The sequence below is a fragment of the Cystobacter fuscus DSM 2262 genome, assembly GCF_000335475.2.
Classification (GTDB): Bacteria; Myxococcota; Myxococcia; order Myxococcales; family Myxococcaceae; genus Cystobacter; species Cystobacter fuscus.
In genome coordinates, this window is the sequence record NZ_ANAH02000006.1 from 189,069 (window position 1) to 202,114 (window position 13,046).

A 13,046-nucleotide genomic window follows, 5' to 3' on the forward strand; every position below is an offset into this window, starting at 1 on the left:
CCCCATGCGCCCAAGGCTTCCCGCACTCATCCTCAGCGTCGCTCTCGGTTTCCACGCGGGGTGCGCCACCGCTCCCAAGCCCCCCCCACCCCTCACCGAGGAACAACAACTGGCCACGCGCGTGGCCCAGAGCGCTTCCGCCGCCGAGGCCCTGCTCCAGGCGCAGGATCTGCTGGTATGGAACTACTGGGCCGAAGGCGCCCGGGCGGACATGGCCTCCACGTACGCCGGCCAGGACGCGCTCTTCACCCTCGAGACCCTCCGCGACATCGAGCAACTGCGCCAACGCACCACCGAGCCCCGGGAGATAAGAGCCCTCACCGCGCTCCAGGCCCACTTCGCCGGCGAGTACCTGTCCCAGCAGCTCGCCGAGGTGAACGACGCGCTGGCCAACCTGGAGGCCTCGTTGAGCTTCCAGGTGGACGGCCAGGAGGTGCGCTGGCACGAGCTGGAGCGGCGGCTGGCCAACGAGCGCAGCGCGCTCAAGCGCAAGGCCCTGTACACCGCGGCCACGCCCGCCCTGGAGCGGCTCTCCCCGCTCATCCGCCGCCGGGCCGAGCGCACCGAGGAGCTGCTCAAGGAGCTGGGCTACTCCTCCTACGAGGCCTTTGGCGGCGAGCTGCGGCAGGCGGACCTGGACCGGCTGGGGGTGCTCGCCGAGGAGGTGCTCCAAGCCACCGAGGCGCCCTACAAGGAGGTGATGGAACGGCTCGCCCAGCGCGAGCTGGGGCTGCCCTACGCGAGCCTCACCCGGGCGGACCTGCCGCGGCTGTTCCGCTCGCGGGAAGTGGAGGGCCTCTTCCTCAAGGGCGAGCAGCTCTTGCGCGCCCACGGCACGCTGGCCGGGATGAACATCGACCTGGGCGAGATGAAGAACGTGCGCATCGACGCCCGGGAGGACGTGAAGGGCAAGAACCCGCGTCCGCTGGCGCTGGGCATCCGGGTGCCCGGGGACGTGCGGCTGTCGGTGCGCTCGGTGGGGGGCGCGCTGGAGCAGGCGAAGATGCTGCACGAGTTCGGCCACGCGCTGCACTACGCCTTCACCACGGAGCCGCGCTTCGAGCTGGCCAAGCTGGGCAACCCCACCGTCACCGAGGCCTACGCCGCCCTCTTCGAGGACCTGATGGAGGACCCGGTGTGGCTCGAGGAGCACGCGGGACTCAAGGACAGGGAGCGCGCCGGGTTCCTCGCGGCGACGAGCTCCCACAAGCTGTTCCTCATCCGCCGCGCCGCGGGACGACTGCTCTACCAGCTCGCGCTGCACCGGCAGGGAGAGACGGTGGAGGCGCGCGAGCTGTACCGGGCCATCATCTCCCGGGTGGACGCGCTGCCGGCGACGGACGACGACGTGGCGCGCTACCAGGTGGACCAGGAGGACTTCTTCCAATCCGCGGACGACTTCCGCGCGTGGTTCCTCGCGGGCCAGTTGCAGGGGCAGCTCAAGGCGCGCTTCGGCCCCGCGTGGTGGCACAGCCCGGAGGCGGGCACGTTCCTCAAGGGCCTGTGGGCGCACGGCAACGCCCTCTCCGCGCGAGAAGTGGCCGAGATCCTGGGTGATCGAGGCATCGTCCCGGACGTGCTGCTGCTGCGGCTCGGCACCACCCTGGGCGTGCCCATGAAGCTGGGCGCGCATGAGGCGCCCGCGGCTCCGGCTCCCGAGGCTCCAGTGCCGGCTCCGGAGGCGCCGAAGCCCGAGGCTCCCGCGAGTCCGCCAGCGGCTCCCGAGAGCCCTCCGGCGACGCCCCAGAGCGCTCCCACCCCGGAGAACCCTCCGGCCCCGGCGGGCTAGCGCGCCTCCAGCGCGGCGGCCCGCTCCTCGCGGCGCAGCTGGGCATCGAGCCAGAAGGTCCCGCCCGGCACCAGCGAGGCGACGAAGGCCACCACCACCCGGGTGAAGCCCCAACGGTGCTCGAGGGCGGCCATCATCAGCGTGTACACGTACGCGATGAACAGCACGCCGTGCGCCATGCCCACCCCGCGCACCATCTGCGGCATGCCCAGGAGGTACTTCAGCGGCATGGCCAGCAGCAGGAGGACGAGGAAGGACAGTCCTTCCCAGAAGGCGACGGCGCGGAAGCGCCCGAGGGGGGTGGTCAGCAGCATGGCGATGTCTCTCCCACGGCCATGAACGCGAGGGAGCGGACTCGCTCCGTCTGGCCGCGATAGGGGGCGCGGCACTGTAGTCCGGAGCGTGTGTCCTCGCGATTCGCTCCGCGAGCGAGCAAACACACACTCACAGTGAGAAACATCCCGCCCGAGACCCCCGGGGGTCGGCGAGGGGCGATATGCTTCGTCCACCACCGAACCCGGATTCTCCAGGAGAACTCCCCCAGTGCACGTCGAACGTCGCACTCGCCGCGTTTTGCTCTCACTCCTCTGTCTCAGTTGGATGATGCCCGTTGCATGCAAGCGGGCCTCGGAGACTCCGGCGGAGGGAGCCCGAGGCCCCCAGGCGGGCAACCCCGCCCCGGCCCCAGCCCCGGCCACCTCGCTGCCCGTCCAGGTCCTGCCGGGACTCGAGGTGATTTCCAAACCCGAGGAGGCCGCCGCGGCCCTGCGCCGCGAATGGCCCCAGCCCTATGAGCTCCTGGAGGACCGGCTCCCCCAGAGGAAGGCGCGGGAGCTGCGCCGGTGCACGGACATCGAGGGCGTGGACGTGAATGACGTCGACGTCGTCTCCCAGCGGGACACCGAGGTCGTCCAGCTCCAGTTCCTCCAGTGCCGGGTGATGAAGGCGCTCACCACGGCGCGTCCTTCACGCACCAGCCAGGTGAGGGAGCTCCTCAAACTCAAGTCCCCGGGCGACGTCCTCCCCGCGGCGATGGCGCCGGAGTTCGGCGAGGCGCAGCCGGACAAGACCCGGGAGCGGCAGGGAAAGTCCTGGAGCGCCACCGAGCCCGAACTCCACTTCGAGCCGAGGGAAGGCGAGCGCAACGCCTTCAGCCTCGCGGTCACCGGCCAGGACACCTTCGGACTGCTGGAGTGGTGGGCCACGGGAGACTTCAACGGAGATGGGCAGGAGGACGTGATCGCCTATCGGGCCATGTCCCCCCGAGGCGGCTCCCTGACCGACATCGCCGGATTCGTGCTGACGCGCTCCCAACCCCAGGGAGTCCTCCAGATCCTCGAGCAGTGGCGGTAACCGTCCGGGACCCCAAGACCCACAGGCATGCGCAACGCACACAAGCACTCCACCTCGCGCTCCATGTTCGGCCTCGCTCTTCTGACGTCCACGGCGTCCTTGCTGCTCGGGGCGGCGCCAGCACCGGCCCACGCGGAGGAGCGCCTGTGTGACTCGGAATGGGGAGCGAAGAGTCTCACCATCGAGATCGGCGAGCGGAAGAACGATGGACAGCCATTGCAGTCCTACGATCCCTCGAAACCCTTCGCGCCCTACGATCTCCCGGGAGATCGCTACCTCTTCGCCGAAAAGGCAGTGGTGTACCGGACCGTGGGCAACTTCACGGACAGGCAGGAAGGCGAAGAGGCGCTGAAGACGGTCTACACGGAGATGACCCACCTCTACACTGGGGCCTACAAGCCCTACCTGACGAGCCTGGGTCCCTACCTGGTCAACGACGCCTCGACCTGCAAGGTGAACAGGGACAATCCGGTCATCGACCCGGCCTCCTGGATCATGGAGAAGGACAAGGTGCTGTTGGTGGGGCAGGCCACCACGGCCTGCGAGCGGGGCCAGACCACCAAGAAGCTCACCGTGGTGTCCTGTGACGGGAAGAAAAACCTGCTCACCGACTCGGTCTCCGCGCCCTGCGAGGCCGGCCGGATCACCACCTGCATCCACCCCCTGGCTCCGGGCGTCTTCATCTTCGAGCACTCCTACTCACCACCTGGCGCGGGAACCTCGGTGAACCTGCGGGTCTACGACACGGGCAAGAAGAAGAAGCTCAAGGCCTTGTCCTGGGTGAACGAAGGCGGGCCCGAGGCCGAGGTGCTGGGCGTCGAGGACGTCGACAAGGATGGCGTTCCCGAGATCGTGCGCAGCATCGCCGAGAGCGGCAAGCCCACGTCCCTGTTCAAGTGGAAGAGCGGCAAGCTCACCGAGGTCAAGGCTCCGTGAGCTACAGCCACCAACAAACCACGATGTCCGAGCGGCGCTCAAGCACCGTCCGAATCAGCCAATCCAAGACTACAGACATGCGCAACCCAAACAAGCACGCCACCTCCTGCACCATGTTCGGCCTTTCTCTTCTGACGTCTGCGGCGTCCTGCCTGCTCGGGATGGCGCCAGCACCGGCCCACGCGGAGGAGCCCCTGTGTGACTCGGCGTGGGGAGCGCAGAGCCTCACCATCGGGGTCGGCGAGCGGAAGAACGATGGCCAGCCGTTGCAGTCCTACGATCCCGCGAACCCCTTCGAGCCCTACGATCTCCTGGGGGATCGCTACCTCTTCGCCGAGAAGGGAGTGGTGTACCGGACCGTGGGTCGGTTCACGGACAGGCAGGAAGGCGAAGAGGCGCTGAATAAAGTCTATACGATGAGCCACCTCTACACGGGGGCCTACCCACCCAACCTGACGAGCCTGGGGCCCCACCTTGTGAGTGAAACCTTTTCCTGCAAGGTGAACAGGGACAATCCGGTCATCGACCCCGCCTCCTGGATCATGGAGAAGGACAAGGTGCTGTTGGTAGGCCAGGCCACCACGGCCTGCGAGCGGGGCCAGACCACCAAGAAGCTCACCGTGGTGTCCTGTGATGGCAAGAAGAATCTGCTCACCGACTCGGTTTCCGCGCCCTGCGAGGCCGGCCGGATCACCACCTGCATCCACCCCCTGGCCCCAGGCGTCTTCATCTTCGAGCACTACTACTCAGCACCTGGCGCGGGAACCTCGGTGAACCTGCGGGTCTACGACACGGCCAAGAAGAAGAAGCTCAAGGCCCTGTCCTGGGTGAACGAAGGCGGGCCCGAGGCCGAGGTGCTGGGCGTCGAGGACGTCGACAAGGATGGCGTTCCCGAGATCGTGCGCAGCATCGCCGAGAGCGGCAAGCCCACGTCCCTGTTCAAGTGGAAGAGCGGCAAACTTACCGAGATCAAGAATCCGTGAGCTACAGCCACCAGCAACCCACGCACAAATACACGACGGACGCGGAACTCGAGCGCATCTATGGCAAGCGCCTGGTGCACAACGACTTCCAGAGCGACAGCATCACCGGCAGCTTCGAGAAGACGGCGCGGGTTCTGGAGAATCCCGTCCTCGAAAGCTTCAGCCGGAACCATATCGTCGACGTGAAACTGCCGGGAATCGGTCCACAGAAAGAAAAGACCGTCACCGTGCAGTTCAACCGGAAGCTGGCCCATCTCTTGTCGGCCGCATTCGAGAAGATCCGGTCCGAGAACATCCCCTACACCATCTATCAGGTCGGCGGATATTTCTTCCGCTACCAACAAAACCCCAGTGTCCGAGAGGCCCTCGAGCACCGCCCGGAGTACGCGGACCTGCGAAAGGACAAGGGTTTCTCGGCCAACTGGAACATCGTCTGCGCGGAGCGGGATCGACAGCTCAAGACGTTCGATGAGAGGATTCCCTACGGCAGCAAGACGAAAGCCAAGAAGGATCTGCTCTCCAACCACGCCTTTGGAAGCGCCATCGACATCAATTGGGAGACGAATCCCTACAAGAAAGGAGCCCTGTTCGACCTCCATCCCAGGATCGTGACGATCCTGGAGAACTTTGGCTTCAGCTGGGGCGGCAAGTACCACGATTACATGCACTTCGAGTACCTGCGCGGCACCATCGAGGGAATCCCCGATGAGGATCCACCGCAGGTATTCTACCCCTTCAGCAGGGAGCAACAGCGGGAATCACCCATCAAGTATTACTATCTGAACGAGCGAGGAAAGGGAGGGTACTTTCCCGTCGGCCTCCTGCAGAACCTGCACGGTGGCGTCCATCTGGAAGCGGAAGCTACCTCCGCCAGAACACCCGTCCGCGCCGCCATGCCAGGCTTCATCGTGGCCGCGCGCCTCATGGCGCCCAACAAGGGCGGAGACAACCCGGACGTCCGCCGGGTCACGGATGATCGCCCCCTGGGTTTCGTTCTGCTCCGGCACGAAATCCTGGACAAGACCAGCAATGGTCCAGCGCAAGGGCAAGCGGCGTCCACCGCGGAAGGCGGCGCCCAGGAGCACTCCCTCTACAGCCTGTATATGCACCTGGCGGCCCCCAACTGGGACGCGACCACTCCAGACCCCGCGGAGGCACCCTGGCTGGCCGCTCTCCTCAAGATGAGGTTTGGCGGAGTGGTGGACCTGAACCCCCGCAGCCCGGATGTCGGCAAGACCCTCTGGTCCAAGGAAGCACTGAGTCCCGAGGCAACCTCTTTCAAGGTGCATGACCGCGAATCGCCCTTGCCCGCCCAGAAGGGACAGAACGTCGTGGCGTTGGGCAAACCGAGCCCCGAGGATGTCCGTCAAGCCATCGAGGCCCTTCAAGCGGGCGCCGTCGTTACTTTTGATCGCGCGCTCTTTCCCGTGGCCGCGGGCGAGACCATCGGGTTCATCAGTGAGAACCAGCCCCTGGAGGGACTGACGACCTCCGCCCAACAGGCCACGTCCGCCAGATACCTGCACTGGGAGATGTTCTCCACCAGCCCGCAGGGCGGCGTCATCCAGATTCTTCGCAATCGGGCCGGAATCGACAACCTCTTCAACCCGATCCAGGAGCTCCGGCAGGACAACTTCCTGGAAATGCCTTCGGCTGAGAACGAGGGCGCAGCCAACGAACTCCAGCAACTCCTAGGCAACACGGGTGAGCGGCTCGTGGAGCAGTTGCAGTCGGACACCTACGGTGAGCACCTCCTGCAGCACTTCAACGAGGGGAAGAGCTTCTTTCCTGGCCGACCGGACACGGCCCCCCGGTTCACATACCCGCTCGAGATAACCCTGGACAACACCTACCAGTACAAAGGGGACGCCACGGGCCAGTGCTCTCTCGAGGTCCAATTCTTCAAGGGAGGCGTTTCCCTCAAGAAGGAGACGATCCGCTTCAAGCCGGAGCAGAGCACTCTCACCTTGAATGTCCCCGCGGAGGCGGACACCTTCGATCTCTGGTCTCCCGATTTCTTCCTCGACAAGCCCGAGCCCGCGGCGAACGAGAATCCGCGCCCCAAACGGCTCGAGGACCGCATGAAGTTGTTCGAGAAGACGGTGACCCACCATTGGCGCAACCTCTTGCTGGATCACTTGAACGAGTGGACCCCGGAAGGTCTCGATACCCAGTTGGAGGCACGCCGCGCGGCCGGGCATCTGGAGGATCTCGTCGACACCTCCAGCCCGACCGTCTTCGAAGCGTGGAAGAAGAACATCCGGCCCCTGAGTTGGTGGTCCCGGAAGAAGGACGAGGATGATCCGTATGGAGAGGTTCCCGTCCGCGGAGCGGAGGCCGAGCAAGAAAGCATCTTCGGCTCGGGGAATCACCTCCTACCCAAGTCCGCCAACACCCTCAATGCGCATCCGGTGACAGCGCTCTGGCTCATCGACATCCTTCTCGAAAAGGAAGCCATCGCCTTCAAGAAAGCCTGGCCACCGGAAACGCTGAGGCGCGACGAGAGCACCCAGAAGCCTCCGTTTCTCGGCTTCCTCCTCCCCGAGGAGAGGCTGGAGGTGGGAATGGACTTGCTCGCCATCCTGGTGCAACATGGATACAGCACCACGGACGGAATGAACGCGACGGATGTGCTGTTCCACGCGACTCCGGAAGGAGAAGGGGCTCCGACCTTGCCTCCCCAGGTCCTGGGCCGAACCGTCTACCACGATGGCGTCGCCATGCTTCGCACCTCCTTTCCCTTCTGGGGAGGCTGGCGGCTGCATGCCACGAATGGAGCCAATCAACCCTTCGAACCCATTCAGAGCCAGGGGGCGGCTCTCCAGCTCGCGAGACCGATACCCGAGGGGCAGACCTTCGTACTCGGAGCCGGAAGAGCCGCGCCGGGCTCCGATGGGAAGATTCGTCCTCTCGCCGCCGGGAGTCTGGCGTTCAGCAAGAACAGGCCCTACTCCCTCGCGGGCTACGTTGTCTTCGAGTATTGGCGATCGACCACCGCGAGCACGCCCAATCCATCGGAGCCGTCCACGTTTGGCGCATATGCCCTTCCCGTTGTCGCGAGCAGGCCGCCCCTGTTGAGAACCGAGCGAGGACTCAAATACAGGGGTGACTTCATCGTGGGAAAGGAGAAGGAGAAGAGCAATCCCAGGGTCACGACGGACTTCTCCTTCCAGGACTTCGTGAGCCATCGCCAGTTTGGACAGGTATTCGCGGGTAACGCGAAGACGAACTTCACGCTGGCTGTTCCTCTCGCGCAACGACTCCAGGAATTGAAGGAGGCGTGCCGTCCGAAGAGTCGGCAGGAGAAAGGTGTCGTTCCCCTCGTGAAGCGGCTGCTCGTGAACGGCTTGAGCATGTATGTGTCGACCGCTTCGGGGGCGGCGGCCGAACTCGATGTCCTCGAGCAGAAGCTCGCGCAACTCAGTGCCTCGACGTTCTTCTCAGTGGAGAGGCTGGTATCGGAATCGGCGATTCGCCTCACCTATACTCCTCCCGAATCCGCGGGACTGATCCATTTCGAGTTCGATCCAGGCCCAGCCCTGGGACGCATCGCCGCGGAGGCCCTCTCCGCAGAAGGAGAGCGGCTTCACGTCCGACCCCGCTTCATCGCCCCCAATGGCGGACACCTGGTGCTGGCCGACAAGGAATCCCCCGTGGGGGATGTGACGAAGCTGCTCACCGCCTCGCTGGAGGACATCAAGTCCGCCTGTGGCAATGACTACCTGGAGGCCGTCGCGGACAAGCTCCTGCCCCCCGTGGGCAGGTTCGAGTTCGGCGACGTCTCCCTCAAGATGGGGCGAGGCAAGTTGTACACGACGGTCCGCCTCCATGGCGATGCGAAGCAATGGACCGCGGCCGCTCCCGTCATAAAGCTCAAGCTGGGTGAGGAGACGTTCCAGCAGGGGAAGCTCGTCGGTTCGACGGTCAGCGCGGAATGGGATCTCTTCAAGGACAAGAAGGGCAAGCCGCTGCCGGGCCGCTGGGGCGGAACACTCGAGTTCTCGGCCGAGATCTCCCAACCCGACAAGGTGACGACGCCTCCCCCCGGCATCTCGTGGGCGGTGGAACTCAAGCCCCGCCTCGAGGAGCTCAAACACGAGATAGGCGCCAAGAGCATCCGGTTCCTGGGGCAGGCCAGCCACCTGCCCACGGACGTTTCCCTTCACCTCACCTGCGAGCGGAAGGACGAAACGGGTCAATGGCAGGAGGACATCGGCATCACCCAGTTGATCCGCTACAAGATTCAAGCGAGCCAACAGTCCTCTCATTACGGGTGCTGCACGGACACGGGCGCATTCGAGGCCAACGTCCTCAAGAGCGCCCTGAAGAAGACCCCGGGGACCTTCCGCTTCGTCTGGGCTCCCAAGGGAACGCGAGCGGGCGACACGGTCGACGTTCACGGCATTGCCGTCGAGGTCAGGACGTCTCCTGAAATCAACCCCGAGGATCTGGGAGCCTGATCATGGCCACGACCGAAGAGCAGGTGAAGAAGCCGGGAACCGTCAGCCTGAGCGCCGGCTACCGGGCCTCGATTCCCTTCGTGCTCGTTCCACGCACGTCCATCACCCTGGACTCGCCGGGCTCCCTGGCATCGATGGGCCTCCAGTCCGGTGTGCCCCTCACGATCAGCTTTCCCATCAAGGGCGCCAGCAAGCACTTCCCTCCGGGCAATCGCAAGTGTGCCCTCTCCTGGTTGGTGTCGCGCGAGGGCAAGGAGTTCTCCTACCCCGTGGATGGAGAGGTGCTGATGAAGATCCAGCCCGACGGGAGGTTCGAAGTCGAGGTGAACGGAAAGACGCCCATCGTCGACGTGCTCGCCCAGCAGTTGATTGGACGGGGGAAGCTGGGCTTTTCCCTCACCCCCGACTTTCCCCACGCGGACACGGTGACCTTCAAACCCGCCGTCGACTTCAACAACCCGTGTGAAATCCACGTGCGCCTGCCCGAGAAGAAGCTCCTCGGCGAGCGCATCACCTTCACGCCCCATTTCGGCCTGGTCTTCCAGCAGGCGGAGCTCGAGCTGCGCGTCTTCGAGAGTGACGAGGGCTCGGACGAGATCGCTGCCACGGAGCCTCGCAACGCCTTCACCCACACGTGGACCCCGGGCTACTTCTTCACGCTGTCGCGCTCCTGGGCCATCGGATTCACGGACGATAGCTGCCATCAACTGGCGGACGTGGGACAAGAGGAAGTCGGCGCCTTCGAGTTCGCCTGGCAGCTCTGGGGAAAACACAGTGGTGGCGCCCCCACCCTGCTGCTCGAGAACAAGAACTTCCTCACGGTCCCCAGGCCCAAGCTGGAGGACTTCCGGATCGAATACGACCCCTCCATCGAGGGCACGTGGGAGGTGAGTGGAAAGATCTCGGGAGTCTCGCCCCGAGCGGAGCTCCAGCTCGACGTGGCGCTCGTGGAGCCGCGGTCCAAGACCCCCCTGCTGATCAGCCACGAGGCCACGACCGTCCGGCTGCCCCTGGGCTCGGACGGCATCTTCGAGGGCTATCTGGGAGAGCGGCACTGGCTGTTCACGCGGCCCGCGGCCGGGGAGTTTCCCCTGGCCCCCGCCTTCGCCATCCTCTCGCTTCCGGCCGCGCTCCGCGATGGCAAGCGGGGCCCCATCGCCGCGCATCTGGACTTCGACGACACGACGTTCTCCGCGTTCAAGGGACACGAGCTGTCATGGGACATCGACGCGGACTGGGTGTGCTCGCGAGAGGCGGTCGCGACCGAGCCGCGGCCCCCCCGGCCCAAGCGGCGCAAATCGGGGATCGTCGTCATCCCCGCGCCACCCGCCAGCGCGGGCGACCAGAAGGGGCCGATGACCTTCGAGGAGATGTGGAACGACCTCTGCGCCTGGGAGGGAATCGTCGCGTACATGTACCTGGACACGAAGGGCCACGTGACGGTGGGCGCGGGCAACCTGCTCAACACCGCGAAGGACGCCCAGGCGCTGCCCTTCCAGAACAAGGACGCGGGCCGCGCGGCGACGCCGGAGGAGATCGCGACGGCGTTCCAGCAGGTCAATCAGATGAAGAAGGGGATGTGGTTCACGGAGTACGCGCAGCGGCCGATGATCGCCCTCACGGATCAGTTCATCCGCGACCTCGTGAAGAAGCGGCTCGACACCGAGTTCCTTCCGGTCATCCGGGAGACCTTCAAGCCTCACTTCGACAGCTACCCGCTCTGTGTGCGCCGTGCGCTGCTCGACATCGCCTACAACCGCGGCGCGTACAGCTTCAACACGAAGGTCCCGGAGTTCACCGCCGCCGTCAAGGCGCGCAACTGGACCCTCGCGGCGTCACTGAAGTGTCTGGATCACGGTGCCGAGGCACGCGCCCAGTGGCGCAAGTCGCTCTTCCAGTACGCCCTCGTCGTCGAGCCCCCCAAGAAGAGCTGACGCGGACTCCCGGGGCGCACCCGGGCGTCCCGCCGGGAAGAGGAGGGCCGGCTCGTGCGTCCTCGGGCTGGTGGTTCTCCTTCGCATACTGTCCTGGTTGCCGCTGAGCGCGGCCGGCCTGCTCTGGGCCGCGGTGCTCGGCCTCGTGGCGCTCTGGCCCCAACACCCCACGGGTGCGCGCCAGTTGAGCTGGAGGGATGCGACCGGCCAGCCGCTCGCTTCCGCCCCGAGCGGCTGCGGCGGCGTCACCCGCTTTCCCCTGCTCGTCGATCAGGACCGGGTCTGGCTCCCCTGCCCGGCGGCGCCGGACCTGCCCACCGGCACCTTCGCCCTCCTGCTGCCCCGGCGCGGAGAAGCCCGCCTCCTGGAGTCACTGCCCGAGCACCTGGCCCTCGAACGGGTGGAGGGCCTGCTTCCGGGGCCCGGCGGGCGCGTGGGAATCGTCTACCGGGCCAGCGCGCGCACATCGCCGCCGGGCGGAGGGAAGGACGTGCTGGTCGCGGCCGTGGCGGACGCGGAGGGCTGGCGGGAGCTTCCGGAACGCCTTCCGGGTGGCGCGGGCAGCCGCCTGCTCGGCCTGGGCTGGGCGGGCTACCGGCTGGAGGTGGCGCTCGCGCCCGCCCGAGGCGAGGACACACGCGCCAGGGCCGCGGACGCGGTGCTCGTCCGGGTGGGCGACCGGGACCTGCCCCGCGTCGTCACCCGCGAGGAAATGTGCCTGGATCGCACGGACTGCGTCGTGCGCGCGGCCTGGAACGCGAGCTTCCGCGGTTGGCGCTTCCTCGTCGAGGACGGAGGAACCCTGCGCGAGGTCGCGGAGAGCGGGGCGGGAGAGGCCGCCGGACAGTCCCTCCAGTTGCTGGCCGGGCTCGATCTGCGCGTGGCCGGACGCATGCGCCCACCGAATCTGCCGGCCACCCACCAGCTCGAACCCGACGGCAGCATCCTCCCCGCGCGGCCTCCGCCTTCCGGACTGCGCCTCCTGCCCTCGCCCCTGGTGGTCGGGGACACACGGCTCGAGACCCTCTCCCGCTTCGTGCCGGAACCGGGAGAGGGCATCGTCCACGAATGGCGCGGCCAGCGGTGGAACACGGTGTCCGGTGCGGAGGGTCTGCTCCGGGTGGGTGAAGGCACCGGGGCCCTGACCGCCGTCGCGCGCCTCGAGAGCCCCTGTACCCACCTCGCCTCCGGCTTCCTCGTTCCCACACGCCGGGGCCTCACGCTGCTGGGCCCCGAGGGATGCCACGTGGGCCTCACCTCCTCGGGACAGCGCGCCGATCCGCTGAACCTCCTCGAGCACCTCGAGTACTCCCGCCGCCCCCATGCGCTGCTCGCGCTGCTCTTCGTCGTGCTCGGCTTGCCGGCGCTGCTCATCCCAGCGAGCGTGTCGAGCCGGCCACGGGCTCGCGACCACCGGCTGTTCGTCCGCGCGGTGCTCGCCTCCTGCTATCTGCTCGGCGCCCTGCCGCTGCTGTCCTGGCTGTGGCCGCTGCTGTCCTGACTCCGGGCTGGAGAGGACGCCCGGAAAAGACGAAGGCTTCCGCCCGGAACACGGACGGAAGCCTCGAGCGAGCCACCCGGAAGGGGGGGG

8 protein-coding genes are annotated in these 13,046 nt (G+C 66.4%); 7 read left to right on the forward strand and 1 reads right to left on the reverse strand.

Annotation, left to right across the window (positions count from 1 at the left end):
* Positions 1-4: 4 nt before the first annotated feature.
* Positions 5-1,789: a hypothetical protein gene (locus D187_RS11100; protein WP_002626955.1), complete on the forward strand. Its 1,785-nt coding sequence runs from the start codon at positions 5-7 to the stop codon at positions 1,787-1,789.
* Here the strand turns inward: D187_RS11100 and D187_RS11105 are convergent.
* Positions 1,786-2,100: a DUF3817 domain-containing protein gene (locus D187_RS11105; protein WP_155893319.1), complete on the reverse strand. Its 315-nt coding sequence runs from the start codon at positions 2,098-2,100 to the stop codon at positions 1,786-1,788. The genes D187_RS11100 and D187_RS11105 overlap by 4 nt on opposite strands.
* Positions 2,101-2,389: 289 nt before the next feature.
* Here D187_RS11105 and D187_RS11110 point away from each other — a divergent pair, with 289 nt between their 5' ends.
* The 6 genes from D187_RS11110 to D187_RS11135 all read left to right on the forward strand — a co-directional run bounded on the left by D187_RS11110 (position 2,390) and on the right by D187_RS11135 (position 12,956).
* The gene (locus D187_RS11110; protein WP_002626953.1) at positions 2,390-3,142 is read left to right on the forward strand and encodes a hypothetical protein; all 753 of its coding nucleotides are present in this window, start codon (positions 2,390-2,392) and stop codon (positions 3,140-3,142) included.
* 27 nt (positions 3,143-3,169) lie between these two features.
* Entirely contained in the window at positions 3,170-4,078 is a 909-nt protein-coding gene (locus D187_RS11115; RefSeq protein ID WP_002626952.1) for a hypothetical protein, read from the forward strand.
* A gap of 77 nt (positions 4,079-4,155) precedes the next feature.
* Positions 4,156-5,061, forward strand: a complete 906-nt coding sequence (locus tag D187_RS11120; RefSeq protein ID WP_076606142.1) for a hypothetical protein — start codon at positions 4,156-4,158, stop codon at positions 5,059-5,061.
* Positions 5,058-9,521 (forward strand): M15 family metallopeptidase, encoded by a 4,464-nt coding sequence (locus tag D187_RS11125; RefSeq protein WP_002626950.1) that lies wholly within the window; start codon positions 5,058-5,060, stop codon positions 9,519-9,521. The genes D187_RS11120 and D187_RS11125 overlap by 4 nt, the downstream gene beginning before the upstream one ends.
* Before the next feature lie 2 nt (positions 9,522-9,523).
* The gene (locus D187_RS11130) at positions 9,524-11,455 is read left to right on the forward strand and encodes a hypothetical protein (RefSeq protein ID WP_002626949.1); all 1,932 of its coding nucleotides are present in this window, start codon (positions 9,524-9,526) and stop codon (positions 11,453-11,455) included.
* Between the two features lie 70 nt (positions 11,456-11,525).
* On the forward strand, positions 11,526-12,956 hold the full coding sequence (locus D187_RS11135; RefSeq protein ID WP_043429305.1) for a hypothetical protein: 1,431 nt from the start codon (positions 11,526-11,528) through the stop codon (positions 12,954-12,956).
* Positions 12,957-13,046: the final 90 nt, after the last annotated feature.

What these genes read in the sequence shown, in the direction of transcription:
- D187_RS11100 (WP_002626955.1), top strand. Translation starts at nt 5, where the DNA reads ATGCGCCCAAGGCTTCCCGCACTCATCCTCAGCGTCGCTCTCGGTTTC.
- D187_RS11110 (WP_002626953.1), top strand. Translation starts at nt 2,390, where the DNA reads ATGATGCCCGTTGCATGCAAGCGGGCCTCGGAGACTCCGGCGGAGGGA.
- D187_RS11115 (WP_002626952.1), top strand. Translation starts at nt 3,170, where the DNA reads ATGCGCAACGCACACAAGCACTCCACCTCGCGCTCCATGTTCGGCCTC.
- D187_RS11120 (WP_076606142.1), top strand. Translation starts at nt 4,156, where the DNA reads ATGCGCAACCCAAACAAGCACGCCACCTCCTGCACCATGTTCGGCCTT.
- D187_RS11130 (WP_002626949.1), top strand. Translation starts at nt 9,524, where the DNA reads ATGGCCACGACCGAAGAGCAGGTGAAGAAGCCGGGAACCGTCAGCCTG.